This is a genomic window from Pontibacter mucosus (genome assembly GCF_003054055.1).
Classification (GTDB): Bacteria; Bacteroidota; Bacteroidia; order Cytophagales; family Hymenobacteraceae; genus Pontibacter; species Pontibacter mucosus.
Map to the genome: position 1 here is coordinate 61,047 of NZ_QBKI01000008.1, position 21,002 is coordinate 82,048.

Below are 21,002 nucleotides of genomic sequence, written 5' to 3' on the forward strand. Positions count from 1 at the left end.
TTAATTGATTATGCTGCTTACTTAGAGTAAAGCTCGACGATCAGCTGCTCCTGGATTTTCTCAGGAATCTGATCTCTTTGCGGAGTGGCAATGAATTTACCTGCCAATCCGTTAGCATCCCACTCTAACCAACCGAACTGACGTGCATTACGAACAGTCAGGCTTGACGTAATAGCCTCAAGAGACTTAGACTTCTCACGTACAGACACAACATCACCAACCTTCAGGGTGTAAGAAGGAATATTCACAATCTCACCATTAACAAGGATGTGCTTGTGCAGAACCAGCTGGCGGGCAGCTCTTCTGGTTGGGGCGATACCTAAGCGGTAAACCGTGTTATCCAATCTGGACTCCAGCAGCGCCAGGAGGTTTTCACCCGCAACGCCACCTTTTCTTTGTGCTTTATCAAACAGGTTAGCAAACTGCTTCTCTAAAACACCATAGATATATTTCGCTTTTTGCTTCTCAGCAAGCTGAATTGCGTATTCAGACTGCTTCTTGCGGCGACCGCGGCCATGCTGCCCTGGAGGGTAGCTCTTCTTCTTAAGTGCTTTACTTGGACCAAAGATCTCCTCGTTGAAACGTCTTGAGACTTTACTTTTAGGACCTGTATATCTTGCCATTACTTAATTATTCTCTTTTAAGGAATTAAACTCTTCTGCGTTTTGGAGGACGGCATCCGTTATGAGGCAACGGAGTAACATCCTTAATGATGGTTACTTCGATACCAGTGTTCTGAACTGTACGGATGGCAGATTCTCTACCTGCGCCTGGACCTTTCACAAACACTTCTGCTTTGCGCATACCAAGGTCATAAGCAACCTTAGCGCAGTCAGCAGCTGCCATCTGTGCAGCATAAGGAGTGTTTTTCTTCGACCCCTTGAAGCCCATCTTACCTGCAGAAGCCCAAGAGATAACTTGTCCTGCGTTATTGGTTACTGATATAATAATGTTGTTGAAAGAAGCTTTGATGTGTACTTGGCCAGTAGGTTCAACAACTACAACACGCTTTTTAGCTTTATCTTTTCTTTTCTGAGCCATGATCTAGTGATTATTTAGATGCCTTCTTCTTGTTAGCAACTGTCTTACGCTTACCTTTTCTCGTGCGAGAGTTGTTCTTAGTTCTTTGTCCGCGTACCGGCAGACCCTTACGATGTCTCAAACCACGGTAGCAACCAATGTCAAGAAGACGCTTAATGTGCAGCTGAACTTCGGATCTCAATACACCCTCCGTCTTGATTTCTGCAGCAATAATATTTCTAATTTCACCGGCCTCGTCCTCAGTCCAGTCTTTTACCTTTTTGTCAAGATCCACCCCGGCCTTTGTTAAGATATGTTTGGAAAGACTTCGACCAATACCGAAAATATAGGTCAGCGCGATCTCTCCTCTCTTGTTATCCGGAATATCTACTCCTGCTAATCTAGCCATAAAAATTAATTAACCTTGTCTTTGTTTATATCTTGGATTTTTCTTGTTGATCACATAAAGCTTCCCCTTGCGGCGGATAACTTTACATTCAGCACTTCTCTTTTTTACTGATGCTTTGACTTTCATTGGATTTATTTATATCGGTAAACAATTCTGCCTTTAGTAAGATCGTAAGGAGACATTTCGAGCTTTACTTTGTCGCCAGGTAAAATCTTAATATAGTTCATGCGCATCTTACCTGAAATATGTGCGATAACCTGGTGTCCGTTTTCAAGTTCAACTCTGAACATTGCATTAGACAAGGCTTCTACAATAGTACCGTCTTGCTCTATGGATGACTGTTTTGCCATTTATGATCTTTTGATAGCCTCTTCTATATAATCAAATGTTGTTAATATCTCCGCTTTGTCCTTGCGCACTACAATAGTATGCTCAAAATGCGCTGAGGGTTTATTATCTTTCGTGCGAATGGTCCATCCATCATCCTCCTGCACAATATGCCTGCTACCCAGATTTACCATAGGTTCAACGGCTATAACCAAACCATTCTGAAGCTTTATGCCCTGGCCTCTTCTACCATAGTTGGGCACCTCAGGTGCTTCATGCAGGTTGCGGCCAATACCGTGTCCCACCAATTCACGTACTACAGTAAAGTTGTTCTTTTCAGCATACTCCTGCACTGCAAAGCTTACATCACCCAGCCGGTTACCTGCTACAGCTTTTTCAAGAGCTAAATACAAGGACTCCTTTGTAACAGTTAAAAGCTTCTGTACTTCAGGCGAAACTTCACCTACAGCATGGGTGTATGCGCAATCACTATGGAAACCATTCTTGTAAACTCCACAGTCAACAGAAATTATGTCTCCTTCGTTCAGAGCGTAGTTACTCGGCATCCCATGCACAACCACAGAGTTGACAGAGATGCACAAGCTATAAGGGAAACCATTGTAATTCTTAAAGGAAGGTTTCCCCCCATTATCGCGAATAAACTCTTCAGCAACTTTGTCAAGCTGAAGAGTTGTAATACCGGGTTTTATAAGACGAGCAATTTCGCCATGTGCTTTGCTAAGTATCAAAGCACTCTGGCGAATTAACTCAATATCTTCTTCAGTTTTGTATAAAATCATGGATTAAGAAACCATGGCAATATTCTCTGTTCTGCCTCTTAACTTACCTGACTTCATCATGCCATCGTAATGGCGCATCAGTAAGTAGCTTTCAACTTGCTTAAGAGTATCTAGTACTACACCAACCATGATTAGCAAAGAGGTTCCTCCAAAGAACTGAGAGAACTCCCTAGTTACACCGAATAGCATGGCGATAGCAGGGAATATAGCCACAAGTGCAAGGTAAATTGCCCCTGGTAAAGTTATCTTAGTTAAAATCGCATCGATATACTCAGAAGTAGCGCGTCCTGGTTTAACACCGGGGATAAAGCCACCACTGCGCTTCAGGTCGTCTGCTATCTGATTTGGGTTAACACTGATTGCAGTATAAAAGTAAGTAAATACAAGTATCAACAGACCAAATACGAGGTTATACTGCCAGGAAGTAAAGTCTGAAAACGTTGCACCAATATAGTTCGCTGTCTCGCTGGTATCTGCCCAAATAGAGGCAAGCATAGATGGCAGGAACATTAAAGATTGTGCAAAAATGATTGGCATAACACCTGCCGCATTCACCTTCAGAGGTATAAACTGGCGCTGACCACTATAAAGGGAACTGGCACCTACCTGCTTGGCATACTGTACAGGGATTCTTCTCACTGCTTGCGTCAGCATAACAACTGACATCACAACCAGGAACAATACCACAAGTTCGAAGATGAAAAGAAGAGCTCCGTCTAGTTGCTTGGAAGTAGCTTCGAAGAGAATAGCACCTGGAAAACGGCTGATAATACCAATCATAATCAGCATTGAAATACCGTTTCCAATACCTTTATCGGTAATCTTTTCACCAAGCCACATACAGAATACGGTTCCTGATGTAAGCACAATCATGGAGGTAATTGTGAACAACGTCTGATTGATCACAATGGCCTCAGCATTAATCGTAGCCACAAACCCAACAGCCTGTGCAAGCGTAATCACAATGGTCAGAACGCGAGTGATCTGGTTGATTTTCTTTCTTCCAGACTCACCCTCCTTCTGCATCTTTTGGAAATATGGAACGGCAATGGTTAAAAGTTGCAGTACGATAGAAGCCGATATGTAAGGCATGATACCCAGTGCAAAGATAGATGCATTGCTAAACGCACCACCTAAGAACGTATCCAGCAGGCCGAAAATACCCTCAGTATTTGACTGCAGCTGACTAGGTTCAACGCCTGGCAAAACAACAAAAGAACCAAGTCTGAAAATTGCTATAAAGAAAAGAGTGTTGAAGATTCTAACCCTCAAGTCCTCAATAGCGAAAATGTTCTTTAACGTTGTTATAAACTTCTTCATACTTTCTACTGATTAAAGAGCAACTGTTTTACCGCCTGCGTTTTCTATTGATGATGTAGCAGTTACAGAGAAAGCATGAGCGTGTACTTCTACAGCCTTGTTCAACTCACCTCTGCCCAAAACCTTTACTTTATCATTCTTCTGAACCAGACCGTGTGCTCTGAAGAAATCAAAATTAATTACTGTTTCGTTTGTAGACTCTGCCAGAGCCTGAATAACATCAAGGTTGATAGCTTTATACTCAACACGGTTGATGTTCTTAAAGCCATACTTAGGAACTCGTCTCTGAAGCGGCATCTGGCCACCTTCGAAACCAGCCTTCTGTGAATAGCCGGAGCGTGATTTTGCTCCTTTGTGTCCACGGGTAGAAGTACCACCTCTACCTGAACCAGGACCTCTACCTATTCTTTTTCTGGCTTTAACAGAACCTTCTGCAGGTTTTAAAGAATGTAAGTACATGATTATTGTTCTTTAACTTCTACCAAATTGTGGACTTTTCTTACCATACCAGCAATCTGAGGAGTATACTCAACAGACACTGATTTATTTATCTTACCCAGACCCAAAGCCTTGATTGTCAGCTTCTGGTTGTTCGGTCTGTCGATAATGCTTTTAACCTGAGTTATAGTTACTTTAGCCATCTCGTTTATCCGTTGAATACTTTCTGTAAGTTAACTCCTCTTTGCTGAGCTACCGCCAAAGGATCTCTCATCTTAGAAAGCGCGTCAAAAGTAGCCTTAACAACGTTGTGTGGGTTAGATGACCCTTTAGACTTACAAAGAACGTCCTTAATGCCGGCACTCTCCAAAACAGCACGCATTGCTCCACCGGCAATTACACCTGTACCTGCAGCTGCTGGCTTAACAAGTACAAAACCGCCGGAGAACTTACCTTCTTGAGCATGAGGCACAGTATTGTGATACAAAGGCACCTTCATCAGGTTTTTCTTAGCGTCATCAATACCTTTAGCAATCGCGTCAGTAACTTCGTTGGCTTTGCCCAGGCCGTAGCCCACAACCCCGTTTCCGTCACCTACTACCACGATAGCGGCGAAGCTAAATCTTCTACCACCTTTTACAACCTTGGCTACACGATTAATGGCAACTACTCTTTCTTTAAGCTCAATTTCGCTTGCCTTTACGCTACGTATATTATTCTTCAACATAATTTTTAGAATTTAAGGCCAGCTTCACGAGCGCCTTCTGCCAATGATTTTACTTTACCGTGATAAAGGTAACCGTTACGGTCGAATACCACCTGAGAAATACCTTTAGCAAGTGCTTGCTCAGCGATAGTAGCTCCTACTTTTCCTGCGGCTTCAACATTAGCTTTTGCATCATCAAATTTAACTGAAGAGGCAGCTGCCAGTGTCACACCAGTAGTATCATCGACTAACTGCGCGTAGATAGCTTTGTTGCTACGGAACACAGTCAGTCTTGGCCTTTCAGCGGTACCAGAAATTTTATTTCTGATACCTCTCTTAATTCTTAGTCTTCTGCTTATCTTATTAGTAGACATGATGATGATTATTTAGATGCTGTCTTACCAGCTTTTCTTCTAACAACTTCTCCAACAAAGCGGATACCTTTACCTTTGTAAGGCTCAACTTTACGCAGAGACCTGATCTTAGCAGCAACCTGCCCAAGAAGTTGCTTGTCATTTGACTCCAGCGTTACAATCGGGTTTTTACCTTTCTCCGTAACAGCGGTAGCAGTTACTTCCTCTGGCAAACTCAAAAAAATGTTGTGAGAGTAACCTAAAGAAAGCTCTAAAACTTTACCTTGAACAGTAGCCTTGAAACCTACACCAACAAGCTCTAGTTGCTCTTTATAACCCTGGCTAACGCCAACAACCATATTGTTGATGAGTGATCTGTAAAGACCGTGCATTGCTTTATGACGCTTCTGCTCAGTTGGACGCTCAATAACAATAGTGTTGTCGTCTTGTTTTACCAGGATGTCTTTATCAACAGCTGTAGAAAGCTCACCTTTAGGGCCTTTTACAGTAACAACATTATTATCACCGATGGTAACTTGTGTGTTGTTAGGCAGGGTGATTGGCAATTTTCCTATACGTGACATTGTCTATCCTCCTATTAATATACATAACATAACACCTCGCCACCTACGTTCAGTGACTTAGCCTCTTTATCTGTCATTACACCCTTAGATGTAGACAAAATGGCTACTCCAAGTCCGTTCAATACTCGTGGCATTGTTTCGGTGCCAGTGTACTTGCGCAGCCCTGGCTTACTCACCCTTTCCAGTTTCACAATAGCAGACTGCTTAGTGTTAGGGTTATATTTCAGAGCTATCTTAATCGTTCCTTGCACGCCAGAGTCATCAAATTTATAACTTTGGATATACCCTTTGTCGTACAATACTTTAGTGATCTCTTGTTTAATCTTGCTAGATGGTATCTCAACTATTCTGTGGTTAGCCTTGATGGCGTTACGCACCCTAGTTAAATAATCTGCTATTGGATCTGTGTTCATTATGAATGAATATAATAATGAATGCTTTATCTAAGCGAGGGGCAAAGATAATAATATCTTTTGAAAGATTCCTGCAGGGAATCCCAAAAAATTACCAGCTCGCTTTTGTTACACCAGGAATTTTACCAGCCGATGCTAACTCTCTGAAAGTTACACGAGAAATACCAAACTTTCTCATATACCCTCTTGGTCTTCCGGTTAGTTTGCAACGGTTGTGCAGTCTAACCGGGGATGCGTTACGAGGCAATTTATCAAGTGCCTCGTAGTCACCTTTAGCCTTCAGCTCGGCTCTTTTTGCAGCATATTTTGCTACAAGTTTCTCTCTTTTAAGCTCTCTTGCTTTTACTGATTCTCTTGCCATGGTTATTTCTTGATATTGGCGAATGGCATTCCGAACGCTTTCAGCAGCTCGTAGCTCTCTTCGTCAGTTTTAGCCGTTGTAACAAAAGTGATGTCCATACCTGAAATAGCTTTGATCTTGTCAATGCTAATCTCTGGGAAGATGATTTGCTCCTTAACCCCCATGGTGTAATTACCACGGCCGTCGAATCCTTTGTCACTGATTCCTCTAAAGTCACGCACGCGTGGAAGAGCAATGGTTACGAGGCGATCAAGAAACTCATACATTCTCTCACCACGCAAGGTAACACGAGCACCAATAGGCATTCCCTCACGAAGTTTGAAGTTTGAAACAGACTTCTTCGCAATTGTTGGAACAGCCTTTTGACCAGAGATGATTGAAAGCTCTTCTACCCCAATATCAACCAACTTCTTATCGGCTACAGCAGCACCAATACCTTTACTGATGGATATCTTGGTGATCTTAGGCACCTGCATCACGTTCTTGTACTGGAACTTTTCTTTCAAGGCAGGCACTACCTCGTTATAATATTTCTCTTTTAATCTTGCAGTTGCCATGTTAGATTACCTCTCCTGTCTTTTTAGAATAACGCTCTGTTTTACCTTCGCTGTTTTTTCTCCTAGCAGTCTTAGTAGCTTCACCAGTCTTAGGGTCAACTAGCATCACGTTGCTGGCATGAATAGGAGCTTCTACTTTTTTGATACCGCCTTGAGGATTCTGGGCGCTAGGCTTCTGGTGCTTTGTCACCAGGTTAAGGCCCTCAATCGTCACTTTCTGCTTATCTGTATCAACAGCTATGATGCGGCCTGATTTACCGCGCTCGTCACCGGCTATTACTTTAACTGTATCGCCAGTCTTTACATGAAGTTTTTTCTTATTCATTTTAATCTGAATTTGTAGTTATAGAACTTCAGGAGCTAACGAAACAATTTTCATGAATTGCTTTTCACGAAGTTCACGGGCTACCGGTCCAAAGATACGTGTACCGCGTGGTTCGTTGTTGGCATTCAGAAGAACAGCAGCATTGTCGTCGAAACGGATATACGAGCCGTCTTTTCTTCTAATCTCTTTCTTAGTTCTTACAATAACTGCTTTTGTAACAGTTCCTTTTTTAACGTTACCAGAAGAAAGGGCAGACTTCACTGTTACAACAATTCTATCACCAACAGAGGCGTACTTCTTGCCAGTACCGCCTAACACACGGATGCAAAGTACTTCTTTTGCACCGCTGTTGTCAGCTACATTTAGTCTAGATTCCTGCTGTATCATCTTACTTAGCCCTTTCTATAATTTCTACTAAACGCCATTTCTTGTTCTTGCTGAGCGGACGAGTCTCCTGAATACGTACAGTATCACCGATGTTGCATTCATTCTTTTCGTCGTGAGCCATGAACTTGGTAGACTTGCTAACAAACTTACCGTACATAGGGTGCTTCATTTTGCTTTCCACCAGCACAGTAATAGACTTGTCCATTTTATTGCTAACAACCTTGCCGCTTCTTTCTTTTCTTAGGTTTCTCTCCATGATCTGAATCAATATTAAGAGTTCGCTTCTATTTCACGACGACGAACCTCAGTGCTCAGTCTGGCAATAAGTCGCTTCGTCTCGCGGATCTTCATTGGGTTCTCCAGTGGAGATATAGCATGTGCAAAACGCATGTTTTGCAAGTTAGCCTTCTCAGTGTTAAGCTTCTCTTGCAGATCCTCTGCAGACAAAGCCGTTATCTCTGAATTTTTCATTTTATTTCTCAACGTAATCTCTACGTACTACAAACTTTGTTTTTACCGGTAGTTTCTGAGCTGCAAGTCTTAATGACTCTTTTGCTACTTCCAGAGGTACACCATCTGATTCAAACATGATAGTGCCGGGCTTAACTACTGCTACCCAATATTCAGGAGAACCTTTACCCTTACCCATACGCACCTCAGCAGGCTTCTTCGTAACAGGCTTATCAGGGAAGATGCGGATCCAAACTTGGCCTTCACGTTTCATGGCTCTTGTCATGGCGATACGCGCGGCCTCAATTTGGCGTGAGGTGATCCAAGTTGACTCAAGTGATTTGATGGCAAAAGAACCAAACGCAATAGAACTGCCTCTATGAGCAAGCCCTTTCACGCGGCCTTTATGCATTTTTCTATATTTAGTCCTTCTAGGCTGTAACATTTTCTAAAACTTATAATGTTAACACTTAATTATTGACGACGCTTGCGCTTAGGAGCTCCTTCGCCCTTCTTGTTGCGACGCTCGCCGCCACCACGTCTGTCACCAGAGGCTGCACCAGGTCCTTTGGTCTCAAGGCCAGCGTTCGGAGTAAGATCTTTCTTACCATAAACCTCGCCTCTGAAGATCCAAACCTTGATACCTAGTTTGCCATACACTGTCTGTGCTTCTGAAAGTGCATAATCGATATCTGCACGCAAAGTATGAAGTGGAGTTCTTCCTTCTTTGTAGTGCTCAGTTCTAGCCATTTCAGCACCCCCTAGACGACCGGAAACCTGCACCTTGATACCTTCAGCACCTACACGTAGTGCAGAAGCAATAGCTTGCTTCATGGCACGACGGAAAGAGATACGGGCCTGCAACTGCTGAGCGATAGACTCGCCTACAAGTTTTGCATCAAGCTCTGGACGCTTAATCTCAAAGATATTGATTTGGATATCTTTGTTCGTAAGCTTCTTGAGCTCCTCCTTAATTTTATCTACTTCCTGTCCACCTTTACCAATTACAACACCAGGTCTTGCCGTGTTGATTGTAATGGTAATGCGCTTAAGTGTTCTTTCAATTATAATTTTAGAAATACCGCCTTTAGGAATCCGGGCAAGTATATATTTTCTAATTTTCTCGTCCTCGATCAGCTTCTCAGCGAAATCTTTGCCGCCATACCAGTTAGAATCCCAACCTTTGATAACACCTAGTCGAAAACCTATCGGATTAACTTTCTGTCCCATAATTCTTACTTGTTGGCTTTTTTAGATTTCTTAGACTGTTGCTCTAGCTGCTCCTCTGTCATACTATCAATTACCAGTGTCACATGATTAGAACGCTTGCGAATTCTGTAACCACGGCCCTGAGGAGCAGGACGAAGACGCTTCAGCATTTTACCTTCATCAACAAAAATAGTCTTGATGTAAAGGTTTGCCTCTTCGATGCGGGCATCCTCATTTTTCTGCTGCCAGTTTGCTAACGCTGAAAGAACAAGCTTCTCAACTTTGGCTGCACCAGCATTGGCTTCGAACTTCAGAATACCAAGGGCTCTTGATACACTCTTTCCGCGTACCAGGTCCGCTACCATTCTCATCTTGCGAGGAGAGGTAGGAACATTTCTAAGTTTTGCTACTGCTTCCATTATTAACGCTTGCCTTTATCTTTCTTAGCAATATGACCTCTAAAGTTTCTAGTCGGAGCAAATTCACCTAGTTTGTGACCAACCATGTTCTCAGTTACATATACTGGGATGAACTTATTTCCATTATGAACTGCAAAAGTATGACCTACAAAATCGGGGGAAATCATAGACCGACGAGACCAGGTTTTGATAACAGACTTTTTGCCTGCCTCGTTCATTACAGTCACTTTCTTCTCGAGCCTAAAGTCAATATAAGGCCCTTTTTTTAATGATCTAGCCATTTACTATTTCTTCTTACCTCTATTAACTATAAGCTTTTCAGAATATTTGTTCTTGTTTCTCGTCTTAAGGCCTTTAGCATACAAGCCTTTGCGCGAACGTGGGTGACCACCGGAAGACTTACCTTCACCACCGCCCATTGGGTGATCCACAGGGTTCATAGCAACACCACGAACGCGAGGACGCTTACCTAACCATCTGTTACGGCCGGCTTTACCAAGTCTCACATTCATGTGCTCAGCGTTGGATACCGTACCTACAGTAGCTGCACAGTTAACAAGTACCATTCTCAGTTCACCTGAAGGAAGCTTGATAGTTGCATAACGTCCTTCACGAGCCACTAACTGCGCATAAGAGCCTGCACTCCTTGCAAGTGTAGCACCAGCGCCTGGCTGCAGCTCAATATTGTGAATGATAGTACCTAGAGGAATTTCTGATAAAGGCAGGCAGTTTCCAACTTCCGGAGCTATACCAGGACCTGAGTTAACTACAGTACCAACCTGTAGACCTGCAGGAGCAATGATATACGCTTTCTCACCGTCAGCATACTGAAGAAGGGCAATACGAGCTGTCCTGTTAGGGTCATACTCTATTGTCTTCACTGTAGCAGGAACACCATGCTTAGTACGCTTGAAGTCAACCAACCTGTACTTTCTCTTATGACCACCGCCTAAATAGCGCATAGTCATCTTTCCAGAATTGTTACGTCCACCAGATTTTGTAAGGGGTGCCAACAAAGACTTCTCAGGAGTAGATGAAGTAATTTCATCAAAAGCCGGGGCTACTCTGAATCTTTGACCTGGTGTTATCGGTCTTAACTTTTTTAAAGCCATTTTAACTTAATTATATGCCGCTATAAAAGTCTATTACTTCACCCTCTTTCAGGGTTACTACTGCCTTTTTGATGAGAGAAGTACGGCCGGTTACAGCACCAGATTTGGTGTACTTTGTCTTCTTCTTTCCGATGGAGCGCATCGTAGACACTTTGTCTACAGTCACACCATACATCTTCTCTACTGCCTTCTTGATCTCAACTTTATTGGCATTTCTCTCTACCTCAAAAGCATATTTACCAACCTCGTTCAAGGCAGCGTACTTTTCAGTAATAATTGGTCTTTTCAGAACGTTCATTATTTCGCGCTTAGGAGGTTTTCTAATTCATTTACTGATTGCTCAACAAGAAGAAGTTTTTCTGTGTTCAGCAGGTCATAAGTGTTAACATCTTTCACAGTAGAAACTTTAACCTTTGGCAGGTTTCTTCCTGATAGAACGATGTTCTTGTCCACTGCTGGGAGTACCACCAGTGTTTTACCTGTTGACTGTAAGTTGTTCAGTATACCTCTGAACTCCTTCGCCTTAGGCGCCTCCATTGTAAAAGATTCTACCAGCGCCACACGGTTGTCGCGGGCCAGCAGCGAAAGAGCAGAAAGACGAGCAACACGCTTGAGCTTCTTGTTCAGCTTAAAGCTGTAGTTTCTTGGCTTTGGTCCGAACACACGGCCTCCACCTACAAACACTGGAGACTTCAAGCTACCTGCACGGGCACCACCTGTACCTTTTTGCTTCTTGATTTTCTTGGTAGAGCCTGCAACCTCGTTACGCTCCTTTGACTTGTGCGTACCTTGTCTTTGATTGGCCAGGTACTGCTTCACGTCAAGATACATGGCATGCTCATTTGGCTCAAGACCAAATATAGCATCAGAAAGAGTTACCTTTCTGCCTGTATCCTCACCTTTGATATTTAATACAGAGAGCTCCATTTTATTTCTCAATTAACACATAAGAATTTCTGGCACCAGGAACAGAGCCACTAACAACAATAAGGTTTTTCTCAGCCAGAACGCGCAGTACAGTCAGGTTCTGAACCTTTACTCTTTTACCGCCCATTCTACCTGCCATTCGCATACCTTTGAATACTCTTGAAGGCCAAGAGCAGGCACCGATTGAACCAGGGTGTCTCGCCCTGTTGTGCTGGCCGTGCGTCTGTCCGCCCACACCGGCAAAGTTGTGACGTTTCACAACGCCCTGGAAACCTTTACCCTTTGATGTGCCAACTATATCAACGAACTCACCTTCATCAAAAAGCGACGCATCTACAACATCACCCAAGTTGAAGGTAGCACCTTCCACATCAAACTCAGCTACCTTTTTCTTTGGAGCTGTGTTAGCTTTCTGATAATGTCCAGCTTCCGCTTTCGTCACTCTCTTCAGCTTTTTGTCGCCGTAGCCAAGCTGCACTGCAGCATAACCATCGTTCTCAACCGTCTTCACCTGAGTAACTACACACGGTCCTGCTTGAATAAGCGTCACTGGTGTGTATTTACCATCTGCTGTGAAGAGGCTTGTCATTCCGATTTTTTTACCGATAATTCCAGGCATTCAACTTTTTTTTAGAGATGGATACAATAATTCATTCTCCCCTATTTTTGCTAAGGGAGTGCAAAGTTAATAATTTTTTAAGCTTCTTTTCAAACTTTATCTAAAATATTTATTCTCAAGCAGGTATAAAAAAAGAGGAGAACCGAGATTCTCCTCTTTTTTTATGTCAGTCTGTTGTTATCAAACTTTGATTTCAACATCAACTCCACTAGGAAGCTCAAGCTTCATTAGCGCATCTACAGTTTTAGAGCTAGTGGAGTAAATATCTACCAGTCTCTTGTAAGTGCAAAGCTGAAACTGCTCACGCGATTTCTTGTTCACGTGTGGTGAGCGAAGTACTGTAAATTTATCCTTCTCAGTTGGAAGCGGAATTGGACCGCTTACGATGGCACCTGTAGCTTTTACAGCCTTTACAATTTTCTCAGAAGACTTATCTACCAAGTTGTGATCGTAAGACTTCAGTTTTATTCTTATTTTCTGATTCATTTCTTTACTGATTATTTAGCTGCTGTTCCTTTTACTTTAGCAACGATAGCGTCTGCCAGGTTCTGAGGTACTTGCTCATAGTGTGAGAAAGTAAGAGAGGCTGTAGCTCTACCTGAAGTGATTGTACGCAGGTCTGTTACATATCCAAATAGTTCGGATAATGGAACATCCGCTTTCACTACAGTTGCAGTGCCTTTTGTATCCATACCTTTCATGATACCTCTTCTTCTGTTCAAGTCACCTGTTACCGGACCTGTATACTCATCAGGCGTAACAACGTCAACTGCCATGATTGGCTCAAGAAGTTTAGGAGCGCACTGCTTGCCAGCTTCTTTGAATCCTTGACGGGCAGCTAATTCAAATGATAATGAATCGGAGTCAACATCGTGGAATGAACCGTGGAACAGGCGCACCTTCATGGAATCGATAGGGAAGCCTGCCAGGATACCATTCTTCATAGCCTCTTCGAAGCCTTTCTGAACGGCTGGAATGAATTCTTTTGGAATCACACCACCTACGATAGCGTTCACAAATTCCAGGCCTTGCTTGCCATCCTCGCGTGGTCCCATCTCGAACACGATGTCAGCGAATTTACCACGACCACCAGACTGCTTCTTGAATACCTCACGGTGCTCAACGCTCTTCGTGATTGTTTCTTTATAGGCAACTTGTGGAGCACCCTGGTTCAACTCAACCTTGAACTCACGCTTCATGCGGTCGATGATGATCTCCAGGTGAAGCTCACCCATACCACGAAGGATAGTCTGACCTGTTTCTTCGTCCGTATTAACCTGCAGCGTTGGGTCTTCCTCAATAAGTTTGGCAATTGCCATACCCATCTTATCTGCGTCGGCCTGTGATTTAGGCTCAATTGCATAGCCAATTACTGGCTCAGGGAACTCCATAGACTCAAGAACGATTTTTGCACTCTGGTCGCACAATGTGTCACCAGTCTTGATGTCTTTAAAGCCTACTACTGCACCGATGTCGCCAGCTTCCAGTCTTTCGATCTGGTTTTGCTTGTTAGCGTGCATCTGGAAGATACGAGAGATACGCTCCTTGTTATTAGAACGTGTATTGAAAACGTATGAACCGGACTCAAGGACACCTGAGTAAGCTCTTACGAAGCACAGACGTCCTACATAAGGGTCTGTTGCAATCTTAAACGCCAGACCCGCAAAAGGCTCATCTACGCTTGGCTTGCGAGAGATCTCCTGCTCAGTATCTGGGTTGATACCTTTGATGTTGTCTCTGTCCAGAGGTGAAGGAATCAATGCCATTACGTAGTCAAGCATTGTCTGTACACCTTTGTTTTTGAAGGAAGAACCGCAAAGCATTGGCACGATAGCCATGTCAATGGTAGCAGCACGAAGAGCAGCCAGAATCTCATCTTCAGTGATGGAGTTCGGATCTTCGAAATACTTCTCCATCAGCGTCTCGTCATACTCCGCTACCGCTTCCAGAAGTTTCTCTCTATACTCAGCAGCTTCTTCAACCATGTCATCCGGAATCGGAACCTCAGTAAAGGTCATGCCTTTATCGCTTTCGTTCCAGATGATACCGCGGTTATTTACCAGGTCCACAACCCCTCTGAAGTTGTCTTCAGAACCGATTGGCAGCTGAAGTGCTACGGCATTGCTTCCCAGCATTTCTTTTACCTGCTTGCACACTCCTAAAAAGTCTGCACCGGAGCGGTCCATTTTGTTAACGAAACCGATACGGGCTACTTTGTAGTTATCAGCAAGGCGCCAGTTTGTTTCTGACTGAGGCTCCACACCATCCACTGCAGAGAAAAGGAACACAAGGCCATCCAACACGCGCAGAGAACGGTTTACCTCTACGGTAAAGTCCACGTGACCTGGGGTGTCGATGATGTTGATGTGGTAGTTGTTTCCTCTGTATGGCCAGTTTACTGTAACAGCAGCTGAAGTAATGGTGATACCACGCTCCTGCTCCTGCTCCATCCAGTCGGTTGTAGCGGAACCTTCGTGAGTCTCCCCTAACTTATGAGACTTACCTGTATAGTAAAGTATACGCTCTGTCGTCGTTGTTTTACCAGCGTCGATGTGCGCGGCAATACCAATGTTTCTTGTGTATTTTAGATCTCTTGCCATTGATTAGAATCTAAAGTGTGAGAATGCTTTGTTTGCTTCCGCCATTCTGTGCGTATCGTCTTTCTTCTTAACGGCAGCACCTTCACCCTTAGCAGCTGCGATGATCTCGCCTGCTAATCTGTCCTTCATTGTTTTCTCACCTCTTTTACGAGCGTATGATATCATCCATTTGATACCAAGAGATACTCTGCGGTCCGGACGAACCTCAGTCGGCACTTGGAAAGTAGCACCCCCTACCCTACGGCTCTTCACCTCAACACTTGGCATGATGTTATTCAATGCCTTCTTCCAGGTTTCGAGACCGTTTTCTTTAGTTCTTTGCTCTACTAGGTCTACAGCGTCATAGAAGATGCCATAAGCAACACTTTTCTTTCCGTCTACCATCAGGTAGTTCACGAAACGTGTTACTAATGTTTCTTTGTATTTAGGATCGGGAAGGAGAATTCTACTTTTCGGCTTTGCTTTTCTCATTGTATTATAACTCTAGGGATTATTTCTTTTTACCTTTACCCGCAACTGCAGCAGCTTGTCCTGGCTTAGGTCTCTTGGCACCATACTTAGAGCGTGACTGCAGACGTCCGTTTACGCCAGCTGTGTCGAGTGCTCCTCGTACAATGTGATAACGAACACCTGGAAGGTCTTTTACTCTACCACCTCTGATCAGCACGATAGAGTGCTCCTGCAGGTTGTGGCCTTCTCCCGGGATGTAGGCGTTAACTTCTTTACCGTTTGTCAGTCTTACCCTGGCAACTTTACGCATGGCAGAGTTAGGCTTCTTTGGCGTAGTAGTATATACTCTAGTACATACTCCACGACGCTGTGGGCATGAATCTAAGGCTGGAGACTTTGACTTGTACGTCAACTTTTCTCTGCCCTTTCTTACTAATTGCTGTATAGTAGGCATTTACTAGCTGTTATTTATAGATTTTCCAATTTAAATTTTGGTCTGCAAAGGTATAAAAATCACTTTGCAATATCAAAATTTTAATTCATTAATTCTCTGCATCTTAGGCCTCCCCCACTGTGCCCCCAAAGTTCATCGGGAAAGATGGGGTATCCTGTGTTTGCTTTATTTCGCCAAAGCTCGCTTCAAACTTCTTTATATTATCACCCAGAGCAGCCAATAATCTCTTGGCATGCTCTGGGGTGATAATAACTCTCGATTTGACTTTTGCTTTTGGCAGGCCAGGCATCAACCTTATAAAATCTATCACAAACTCGCTGCTGGAATGGGCTATCATAGCAAGATTGGCATACTCGCCTTCAGCTATCTCTTCCGTTAGCTCGATGTTTATCCGATTTTGTTTTTGCAACTGCTCTGCCATGGCTTAATTACCTGTTTTGAAGTTCCTGCTGCTTTGTCTTGGCTGTTGTCTTTTTAGACTCCACCAACGCCTCATATTCTTCCTTGCTTCCAACAATCAGGTTCTGGTATTCTCTCAGACCTGTACCTGCCGGAATCAGGTGTCCTACAATCACGTTTTCTTTCAGACCAAGCAGTTCATCTGCCTTACCTCTGATAGCGGCTTCGCTCAGCACCTTGGTAGTTTCCTGGAACGAGGCAGCCGAAATAAAGCTCTGTGTACCCAGTGATGCCTGTGTAATACCCTGCAGTGTTGGACGAGATACAGCTGGTTGCGCGTCACGCACAGTCACTAACCTCAGGTCACGGCGCTTCAGGCTAGAGTTTTCATCACGCAGCCTGCGTGGCGTTATAATCTGCCCTGGCTTCAGGTTCGTTGAGTCACCGGCATCCTCCACTACTTTCATGTCAATGATATTATCATTTTCTTCCATGAAGGTAACTTTGTCTACTGTCTGGTGCTCCAGGAAGCTTGTATCACCTGGGTCAACTACCACTACTTTCTGCATCATCTGTCTAACAACTACCTCAATGTGCTTGTCGTTAATCTTCACACCCTGCAGACGATATACTTCCTGAATTTCATTTACCAGATACTCTTGTACAGCACCGGGTCCCTGGATATTCAGAATATCGGTAGGAGTAATCGCACCATCAGATAATGGCATACCTGCGCGCACAAAGTCGTTATCCTGTACCAGGATGTGCTTCGACAGTGGCACCATGTACTTCTTCTTCACCCCGTCCTTAGACTCAATGAAGATCTCGCGGTTACCACGCTTCACGCTACCGTAGGTTACCACACCATCAATCTCAGACACTACGGCTGGGTTAGACGGGTTGCGGGCCTCGAACAGTTCCGTTACTCGTGGAAGACCACCGGTAATGTCCCTAGTTTTACCTATTGCACGAGGAATCTTAGCCAGAATCTGTCCAGCTTTAATTTTCTCGCCGTTTTCCACTGTCAGGTGGGCACCGACCGGTATGTTGTAGCCTTTTGAATCTCCGCTCTTAGGAGTAACAACAACTGCCGGGTTTTGTGTCTTATCTTTAGTATCGATAATAACTTTCTCACGGTATCCAGTCTGCTCATCTGACTCCTCACGGTAGGTGATACCTTCAATGATAGACTCATAAGATATCTCACCGTCGAACTCGGACAGTATCACCGCATTGTAAGGATCCCAGTTACACAGTATAGCGCCTTTCTCCACTATCTGCCCCTCACTTACATGCAGGAAGGAACCGTAAGGCACGTGGTTGCTGATGAGGAGTTTTCCAGTGTTAGGATCTACTACCTTCACCTCACCAGAACGACCCATCACTACTTTTACCGGCTCGCCCTCGTTGTTTACCGTATCAAGCGATCTTACATCTTCAAACTCGACTCTACCACCGAACTTGGCAAGTATAGTCGCGTCTACAGCGATGTTGGAAGCCGTACCACCCACGTGGAAGGTACGAAGTGTCAGCTGCGTACCTGGTTCACCGATAGACTGTGCGGCGATTACACCAACAGCCTCGCCCTTCTGCACCATAAATCCTGTTGCCAGGTTTCGGCCATAGCACTTGGCACAGATACCACGCTTCGACTCACATGTCAGTACAGAGCGGATCTCAACTGATTCAATCGCTGTTTCTTCTATAGAGCGTGCGATATCCTCTGTAATCTCTGCCCCGGATTCCACCAGCAGTTCGTTTGAGATAGGGTCATACACATCGTGCACGGCCACTCTTCCCAGAATACGCTCTGACAGGGACTCTACAATATCTTCGTTATCCTTCAGTGCACTTACTTCCAGACCTCTAAGCGTACCGCAGTCTTCCTCGTTCACGATTACGTCCTGAGAAACGTCTACCAGACGACGGGTCAAGTAACCAGCGTCGGCCGTTTTAAGAGCCGTATCGGCAAGACCTTTACGAGCACCGTGGGTAGAGATGAAGTACTCGATTACATCCAGACCTTCCTTAAAGTTTGAAAGGATTGGGTTTTCGATAATTTCACCAACTGAACCCTGCAGTGATTTCTGAGGCTTCGCCATCAGACCACGCATACCGCCCAGCTGACGGATCTGCTCTCTCGATCCACGAGCACCGGAGTGCATCATCATGTAAATGGAGTTGAAGCCCTGATCGTCGTTCTCCAGACGGCGCATCAACGTTTCAGTAATCTGGTTGTTGATACGGGTCCAGATGTCAATTACCTGGTTGTAACGCTCGTTGTCTGTGATCAGACCCATTGAGTAGTTCATCCATACAGCATCCACATCTTTCTTGGCTTGCTCAATGAGTTGTTCTTTCTCAACCGGTATATTGATATCACCCAGACCCATTGACAGACCACCTTTATAGGCTGACTGGAAGCCCAGTGTTTTGATATCGTCCAAGAATTGGGCGGTGCGAGCCATACCTGTTTCCTTGAATACTCTGGAGATTACCTGCTGCAGTTTCTTCTTCGTCAGCAACTCATCCAGGTACCCAACCTCTTCCGGTACGAATTGGTTAAAGATAACACGGCCGGCAACTGTTTCAATCAGTTTTGTCTCCAGTTCGCCTTTAGTATTCTTAACAGTAACCCTTACCTTAATATAAGCGTGCTTGGAAACTCTGCCCTCGTTGATGGCGATAATCACTTCTTCCGCAGAATAGAAGCTCATACCCTCACCGGCAATCTTTTCGTTCTCAGTGCTACGCTTACCCTTAGTTACATAGTATAGGCCAAGCACCATGTCCTGAGAAGGAACCGCAATCGGAGCACCGTTCGCAGGGTTCAGGATGTTGTGCGAAGCAAGCATCAGCATAGAGGCTTCCAGCACGGCAGCAGGCCCTAGTGGAACGTGCACCGCCATCTGGTCACCGTCAAAGTCGGCGTTGAATGCCGTACACACCAATGGGTGCAACTGAATGGCTTTACCTTCTATCAGTTTTGGCTGGAATGCCTGGATACCTAACCTGTGGAGCGTAGGGGCGCGGTTCAGGAGCACTGGGTGGCCTTTCAGCACGTTCTCCAGGATATCCCAAACAACAGGGTCCTTACGGTCTACAATTTTCTTGGCTGACTTTACAGTCTTTACAATACCTCTTTCAATCAGCTTGCGGATGATGAACGGCTTGAAGAGTTCGGCTGCCATGTTCTTAGGCAGACCACACTCATGCAGCTTCAGCTCTGGACCAACCACAATTACTGAACGGCCTGAGTAGTCCACACGCTTACCAAGCAGGTTCTGACGGAAACGTCCCTGCTTACCTTTCAGCATGTCAGAAAGCGACTTCAGTGCACGGTTGCCTTCTGCACGAACAGCGTTCACTTTACGTGAGTTATCGAACAGAGAGTCTACTGCTTCCTGCAGCATACGCTTCTCGTTACGCAGGATTACTTCTGGAGCTTTGATCTCGATCAGTCGCTTCAGACGGTTGTTACGGATGATAACACGACGGTATAGGTCGTTCAAATCCGATGTCGCGAAACGTCCGCCATCCAAAGGAACAAGCGGGCGAAGCTCTGGCGGAATAACAGGCACCATGCGGATGATCATCCACTCTGGTCTGTTCTCGATTCTGGTAACAGCGTCACGGAAGGCCTCTACTACGCGCAGGCGCTTCAGGGCTTCAGCCTTACGCTGCTGCGAAGTTTCATGAGCCGCAGCATGGCGGAGTTCATAAGAAAGGTCATCCAGGTTGATACGCTCCAGCAACATCTGCAGGGCTTCAGCACCCATTTTCGCGATAAACTTGTTCGGATCGTTATTATCCAGAATCTGGTTCTCGCGTGGCAGTTTATCCACCATATCCAGGTACTCATCCTCTGTCAGGAAGTCAAGTGTGTTCACACCGTCTTCTGCAAGTATGCCTGGCTGGATAACTACATATCTTTCATAATAGATAATTTGGTCAAGCTTCTTTGTTGGAAGCCCTAACAGATAACCTATTTTGTTTGGAAGAGACTTAAAGTACCAGATATGGGCTACCGGAACAACCAGCTCGATGTGCCCCATGCGCTCGCGACGCACCTTTTTCTCGGTCACTTCTACGCCGCAACGGTCGCAGATAATACCTTTATATCTAATTCTTTTATACTTTCCGCAGTGGCATTCCCAATCCTTCACCGGGCCGAATATTCTCTCGCAGAACAGGCCGCCCATTTCAGGCTTATAGGTTCTATAGTTAATTGTCTCAGGCTTTGTTACCTCTCCATTAGAACGCTCCAGGATTGACTCTGGTGAAGCCAAGCTGATCGTAACTTTAGAGAAGTCCTGAGTTAGCTTTTTGTTTTTCGCAAATGCCATATTATTAGAATAATGTC

At 44.5% G+C, this 21,002-nt stretch carries 33 protein-coding genes; all 33 read right to left on the minus strand.

The genetic code is table 11. From position 1 onward, the window contains the following. Positions 1–17: 17 nt before the first annotated feature. The 33 genes from rpsD to rpoC all read right to left on the minus strand — a co-directional run bounded on the left by rpsD (position 18) and on the right by rpoC (position 20,985). Positions 18–623: a 30S ribosomal protein S4 gene (rpsD, locus tag C8N40_RS15495; RefSeq protein ID WP_108212759.1), complete on the minus strand. Its 606-nt coding sequence runs from the start codon at positions 621–623 to the stop codon at positions 18–20. Between the two features lie 25 nt (positions 624–648). Beyond that, positions 649–1,041, minus strand: coding sequence for a 30S ribosomal protein S11 (rpsK, locus tag C8N40_RS15500; protein WP_108212760.1), 393 nt, complete (start codon positions 1,039–1,041; stop codon positions 649–651). Between the two features lie 10 nt (positions 1,042–1,051). Then, a complete protein-coding gene (gene rpsM, locus C8N40_RS15505; protein WP_108212761.1) occupies positions 1,052–1,429 on the minus strand; it encodes a 30S ribosomal protein S13 in 378 nt (125 codons plus the stop codon). Positions 1,430–1,438: 9 nt separating this feature from the next. Continuing rightward, a complete protein-coding gene (gene rpmJ, locus C8N40_RS15510) occupies positions 1,439–1,555 on the minus strand; it encodes a 50S ribosomal protein L36 (RefSeq protein ID WP_007654264.1) in 117 nt (38 codons plus the stop codon). Positions 1,556–1,560: 5 nt separating this feature from the next. Beyond that, complete coding sequence (gene infA, locus C8N40_RS15515) at positions 1,561–1,779, minus strand: translation initiation factor IF-1 (protein WP_092102289.1); 219 nt, start codon at positions 1,777–1,779, stop codon at positions 1,561–1,563. Next, a complete protein-coding gene (gene map / locus C8N40_RS15520) occupies positions 1,780–2,556 on the minus strand; it encodes a type I methionyl aminopeptidase (RefSeq protein WP_108212762.1) in 777 nt (258 codons plus the stop codon). It lies immediately after the preceding gene. A gap of 3 nt (positions 2,557–2,559) precedes the next feature. After that, entirely contained in the window at positions 2,560–3,876 is a 1,317-nt protein-coding gene (gene secY, locus C8N40_RS15525; protein ID WP_092102295.1) for a preprotein translocase subunit SecY, read from the minus strand. 12 nt (positions 3,877–3,888) lie between these two features. Next, entirely contained in the window at positions 3,889–4,335 is a 447-nt protein-coding gene (gene rplO, locus C8N40_RS15530; protein ID WP_108212763.1) for a 50S ribosomal protein L15, read from the minus strand. 2 nt (positions 4,336–4,337) lie between these two features. Beyond that, complete coding sequence (gene rpmD / locus C8N40_RS15535; protein WP_092102301.1) at positions 4,338–4,517, minus strand: 50S ribosomal protein L30; 180 nt, start codon at positions 4,515–4,517, stop codon at positions 4,338–4,340. A gap of 5 nt (positions 4,518–4,522) precedes the next feature. Continuing rightward, positions 4,523–5,041: a 30S ribosomal protein S5 gene (gene rpsE / locus C8N40_RS15540; RefSeq protein WP_092102304.1), complete on the minus strand. Its 519-nt coding sequence runs from the start codon at positions 5,039–5,041 to the stop codon at positions 4,523–4,525. A 5-nt stretch (positions 5,042–5,046) separates the two neighbouring features. Further along, a complete protein-coding gene (gene rplR, locus C8N40_RS15545) occupies positions 5,047–5,394 on the minus strand; it encodes a 50S ribosomal protein L18 (protein ID WP_092102309.1) in 348 nt (115 codons plus the stop codon). Positions 5,395–5,402: 8 nt separating this feature from the next. Continuing rightward, the gene (gene rplF / locus C8N40_RS15550) at positions 5,403–5,957 is read right to left on the minus strand and encodes a 50S ribosomal protein L6 (RefSeq protein WP_092102312.1); all 555 of its coding nucleotides are present in this window, start codon (positions 5,955–5,957) and stop codon (positions 5,403–5,405) included. Between the two features lie 14 nt (positions 5,958–5,971). Continuing rightward, positions 5,972–6,370, minus strand: a complete 399-nt coding sequence (gene rpsH, locus C8N40_RS15555) for a 30S ribosomal protein S8 (RefSeq protein ID WP_092102315.1) — start codon at positions 6,368–6,370, stop codon at positions 5,972–5,974. A 91-nt stretch (positions 6,371–6,461) separates the two neighbouring features. After that, complete coding sequence (gene rpsN, locus C8N40_RS15560; RefSeq protein ID WP_092102319.1) at positions 6,462–6,731, minus strand: 30S ribosomal protein S14; 270 nt, start codon at positions 6,729–6,731, stop codon at positions 6,462–6,464. Between the two features lie 2 nt (positions 6,732–6,733). Then, a complete protein-coding gene (gene rplE / locus C8N40_RS15565; protein ID WP_092102324.1) occupies positions 6,734–7,288 on the minus strand; it encodes a 50S ribosomal protein L5 in 555 nt (184 codons plus the stop codon). Position 7,289: 1 nt separating this feature from the next. Then, positions 7,290–7,613, minus strand: coding sequence for a 50S ribosomal protein L24 (gene rplX / locus C8N40_RS15570; protein WP_108212764.1), 324 nt, complete (start codon positions 7,611–7,613; stop codon positions 7,290–7,292). An 18-nt stretch (positions 7,614–7,631) separates the two neighbouring features. Next, positions 7,632–8,000: a 50S ribosomal protein L14 gene (gene rplN, locus C8N40_RS15575; protein WP_092102330.1), complete on the minus strand. Its 369-nt coding sequence runs from the start codon at positions 7,998–8,000 to the stop codon at positions 7,632–7,634. A 1-nt stretch (position 8,001) separates the two neighbouring features. Then, positions 8,002–8,256 carry a 30S ribosomal protein S17 gene (gene rpsQ / locus C8N40_RS15580; RefSeq protein ID WP_092102333.1) on the minus strand — a complete coding sequence of 85 codons (255 nt, stop codon included), beginning with the start codon at positions 8,254–8,256 and terminating at the stop codon, positions 8,002–8,004. A gap of 14 nt (positions 8,257–8,270) precedes the next feature. Next, the gene (gene rpmC, locus C8N40_RS15585; protein ID WP_108212765.1) at positions 8,271–8,471 is read right to left on the minus strand and encodes a 50S ribosomal protein L29; all 201 of its coding nucleotides are present in this window, start codon (positions 8,469–8,471) and stop codon (positions 8,271–8,273) included. 1 nt (position 8,472) lies between these two features. Continuing rightward, entirely contained in the window at positions 8,473–8,895 is a 423-nt protein-coding gene (rplP, locus tag C8N40_RS15590; protein ID WP_092102339.1) for a 50S ribosomal protein L16, read from the minus strand. A gap of 29 nt (positions 8,896–8,924) precedes the next feature. Further along, positions 8,925–9,680, minus strand: a complete 756-nt coding sequence (rpsC, locus tag C8N40_RS15595; protein WP_092102342.1) for a 30S ribosomal protein S3 — start codon at positions 9,678–9,680, stop codon at positions 8,925–8,927. Positions 9,681–9,685: 5 nt separating this feature from the next. After that, complete coding sequence (rplV, locus tag C8N40_RS15600) at positions 9,686–10,078, minus strand: 50S ribosomal protein L22 (protein ID WP_108212766.1); 393 nt, start codon at positions 10,076–10,078, stop codon at positions 9,686–9,688. Positions 10,079–10,080: 2 nt separating this feature from the next. Then, positions 10,081–10,359 (minus strand): 30S ribosomal protein S19, encoded by a 279-nt coding sequence (gene rpsS / locus C8N40_RS15605; RefSeq protein ID WP_025609055.1) that lies wholly within the window; start codon positions 10,357–10,359, stop codon positions 10,081–10,083. A gap of 3 nt (positions 10,360–10,362) precedes the next feature. Next, positions 10,363–11,190 carry a 50S ribosomal protein L2 gene (gene rplB, locus C8N40_RS15610; RefSeq protein ID WP_092102348.1) on the minus strand — a complete coding sequence of 276 codons (828 nt, stop codon included), beginning with the start codon at positions 11,188–11,190 and terminating at the stop codon, positions 10,363–10,365. A 10-nt stretch (positions 11,191–11,200) separates the two neighbouring features. Beyond that, complete coding sequence (rplW, locus tag C8N40_RS15615) at positions 11,201–11,488, minus strand: 50S ribosomal protein L23 (protein ID WP_092102351.1); 288 nt, start codon at positions 11,486–11,488, stop codon at positions 11,201–11,203. Next, on the minus strand, positions 11,488–12,117 hold the full coding sequence (gene rplD, locus C8N40_RS15620) for a 50S ribosomal protein L4 (protein WP_092102354.1): 630 nt from the start codon (positions 12,115–12,117) through the stop codon (positions 11,488–11,490). Before rplD ends, rplW begins: the two co-directional genes overlap by 1 nt. 1 nt (position 12,118) lies before the next feature. Further along, positions 12,119–12,736, minus strand: a complete 618-nt coding sequence (gene rplC, locus C8N40_RS15625; RefSeq protein WP_108212767.1) for a 50S ribosomal protein L3 — start codon at positions 12,734–12,736, stop codon at positions 12,119–12,121. A 180-nt stretch (positions 12,737–12,916) separates the two neighbouring features. Next, positions 12,917–13,222, minus strand: coding sequence for a 30S ribosomal protein S10 (gene rpsJ, locus C8N40_RS15630; RefSeq protein WP_007654312.1), 306 nt, complete (start codon positions 13,220–13,222; stop codon positions 12,917–12,919). Positions 13,223–13,233: 11 nt separating this feature from the next. Next, positions 13,234–15,336 carry an elongation factor G gene (gene fusA, locus C8N40_RS15635; protein ID WP_108212768.1) on the minus strand — a complete coding sequence of 701 codons (2,103 nt, stop codon included), beginning with the start codon at positions 15,334–15,336 and terminating at the stop codon, positions 13,234–13,236. 3 nt (positions 15,337–15,339) lie between these two features. After that, positions 15,340–15,807: a 30S ribosomal protein S7 gene (gene rpsG, locus C8N40_RS15640; RefSeq protein ID WP_092102363.1), complete on the minus strand. Its 468-nt coding sequence runs from the start codon at positions 15,805–15,807 to the stop codon at positions 15,340–15,342. A 19-nt stretch (positions 15,808–15,826) separates the two neighbouring features. Further along, on the minus strand, positions 15,827–16,240 hold the full coding sequence (gene rpsL, locus C8N40_RS15645) for a 30S ribosomal protein S12 (RefSeq protein WP_108212769.1): 414 nt from the start codon (positions 16,238–16,240) through the stop codon (positions 15,827–15,829). Between the two features lie 103 nt (positions 16,241–16,343). Further along, a complete protein-coding gene (locus C8N40_RS15650; protein ID WP_108212770.1) occupies positions 16,344–16,661 on the minus strand; it encodes a DUF3467 domain-containing protein in 318 nt (105 codons plus the stop codon). Positions 16,662–16,668: 7 nt separating this feature from the next. Next, complete coding sequence (gene rpoC, locus C8N40_RS15655) at positions 16,669–20,985, minus strand: DNA-directed RNA polymerase subunit beta' (protein WP_108212771.1); 4,317 nt, start codon at positions 20,983–20,985, stop codon at positions 16,669–16,671. Positions 20,986–21,002: the final 17 nt, after the last annotated feature.

What these genes read in the sequence shown, in the direction of transcription:
- rpsD (WP_108212759.1), bottom strand. Translation starts at nt 623, where the DNA reads ATGGCAAGATATACAGGTCCTAAAAGTAAAGTCTCAAGACGTTTCAAC.
- rpsK (WP_108212760.1), bottom strand. Translation starts at nt 1,041, where the DNA reads ATGGCTCAGAAAAGAAAAGATAAAGCTAAAAAGCGTGTTGTAGTTGTT.
- rpsM (WP_108212761.1), bottom strand. Translation starts at nt 1,429, where the DNA reads ATGGCTAGATTAGCAGGAGTAGATATTCCGGATAACAAGAGAGGAGAG.
- rpmJ (WP_007654264.1), bottom strand. Translation starts at nt 1,555, where the DNA reads ATGAAAGTCAAAGCATCAGTAAAAAAGAGAAGTGCTGAATGTAAAGTT.
- infA (WP_092102289.1), bottom strand. Translation starts at nt 1,779, where the DNA reads ATGGCAAAACAGTCATCCATAGAGCAAGACGGTACTATTGTAGAAGCC.
- map (WP_108212762.1), bottom strand. Translation starts at nt 2,556, where the DNA reads ATGATTTTATACAAAACTGAAGAAGATATTGAGTTAATTCGCCAGAGT.
- secY (WP_092102295.1), bottom strand. Translation starts at nt 3,876, where the DNA reads ATGAAGAAGTTTATAACAACGTTAAAGAACATTTTCGCTATTGAGGAC.
- rplO (WP_108212763.1), bottom strand. Translation starts at nt 4,335, where the DNA reads ATGTACTTACATTCTTTAAAACCTGCAGAAGGTTCTGTTAAAGCCAGA.
- rpmD (WP_092102301.1), bottom strand. Translation starts at nt 4,517, where the DNA reads ATGGCTAAAGTAACTATAACTCAGGTTAAAAGCATTATCGACAGACCG.
- rpsE (WP_092102304.1), bottom strand. Translation starts at nt 5,041, where the DNA reads ATGTTGAAGAATAATATACGTAGCGTAAAGGCAAGCGAAATTGAGCTT.
- rplR (WP_092102309.1), bottom strand. Translation starts at nt 5,394, where the DNA reads ATGTCTACTAATAAGATAAGCAGAAGACTAAGAATTAAGAGAGGTATC.
- rplF (WP_092102312.1), bottom strand. Translation starts at nt 5,957, where the DNA reads ATGTCACGTATAGGAAAATTGCCAATCACCCTGCCTAACAACACACAA.
- rpsH (WP_092102315.1), bottom strand. Translation starts at nt 6,370, where the DNA reads ATGAACACAGATCCAATAGCAGATTATTTAACTAGGGTGCGTAACGCC.
- rpsN (WP_092102319.1), bottom strand. Translation starts at nt 6,731, where the DNA reads ATGGCAAGAGAATCAGTAAAAGCAAGAGAGCTTAAAAGAGAGAAACTT.
- rplE (WP_092102324.1), bottom strand. Translation starts at nt 7,288, where the DNA reads ATGGCAACTGCAAGATTAAAAGAGAAATATTATAACGAGGTAGTGCCT.
- rplX (WP_108212764.1), bottom strand. Translation starts at nt 7,613, where the DNA reads ATGAATAAGAAAAAACTTCATGTAAAGACTGGCGATACAGTTAAAGTA.
- rplN (WP_092102330.1), bottom strand. Translation starts at nt 8,000, where the DNA reads ATGATACAGCAGGAATCTAGACTAAATGTAGCTGACAACAGCGGTGCA.
- rpsQ (WP_092102333.1), bottom strand. Translation starts at nt 8,256, where the DNA reads ATGGAGAGAAACCTAAGAAAAGAAAGAAGCGGCAAGGTTGTTAGCAAT.
- rpmC (WP_108212765.1), bottom strand. Translation starts at nt 8,471, where the DNA reads ATGAAAAATTCAGAGATAACGGCTTTGTCTGCAGAGGATCTGCAAGAG.
- rplP (WP_092102339.1), bottom strand. Translation starts at nt 8,895, where the DNA reads ATGTTACAGCCTAGAAGGACTAAATATAGAAAAATGCATAAAGGCCGC.
- rpsC (WP_092102342.1), bottom strand. Translation starts at nt 9,680, where the DNA reads ATGGGACAGAAAGTTAATCCGATAGGTTTTCGACTAGGTGTTATCAAA.
- rplV (WP_108212766.1), bottom strand. Translation starts at nt 10,078, where the DNA reads ATGGAAGCAGTAGCAAAACTTAGAAATGTTCCTACCTCTCCTCGCAAG.
- rpsS (WP_025609055.1), bottom strand. Translation starts at nt 10,359, where the DNA reads ATGGCTAGATCATTAAAAAAAGGGCCTTATATTGACTTTAGGCTCGAG.
- rplB (WP_092102348.1), bottom strand. Translation starts at nt 11,190, where the DNA reads ATGGCTTTAAAAAAGTTAAGACCGATAACACCAGGTCAAAGATTCAGA.
- rplW (WP_092102351.1), bottom strand. Translation starts at nt 11,488, where the DNA reads ATGAACGTTCTGAAAAGACCAATTATTACTGAAAAGTACGCTGCCTTG.
- rplD (WP_092102354.1), bottom strand. Translation starts at nt 12,117, where the DNA reads ATGGAGCTCTCTGTATTAAATATCAAAGGTGAGGATACAGGCAGAAAG.
- rplC (WP_108212767.1), bottom strand. Translation starts at nt 12,736, where the DNA reads ATGCCTGGAATTATCGGTAAAAAAATCGGAATGACAAGCCTCTTCACA.
- rpsJ (WP_007654312.1), bottom strand. Translation starts at nt 13,222, where the DNA reads ATGAATCAGAAAATAAGAATAAAACTGAAGTCTTACGATCACAACTTG.
- fusA (WP_108212768.1), bottom strand. Translation starts at nt 15,336, where the DNA reads ATGGCAAGAGATCTAAAATACACAAGAAACATTGGTATTGCCGCGCAC.
- rpsG (WP_092102363.1), bottom strand. Translation starts at nt 15,807, where the DNA reads ATGAGAAAAGCAAAGCCGAAAAGTAGAATTCTCCTTCCCGATCCTAAA.
- rpsL (WP_108212769.1), bottom strand. Translation starts at nt 16,240, where the DNA reads ATGCCTACTATACAGCAATTAGTAAGAAAGGGCAGAGAAAAGTTGACG.
- C8N40_RS15650 (WP_108212770.1), bottom strand. Translation starts at nt 16,661, where the DNA reads ATGGCAGAGCAGTTGCAAAAACAAAATCGGATAAACATCGAGCTAACG.
- rpoC (WP_108212771.1), bottom strand. Translation starts at nt 20,985, where the DNA reads ATGGCATTTGCGAAAAACAAAAAGCTAACTCAGGACTTCTCTAAAGTT.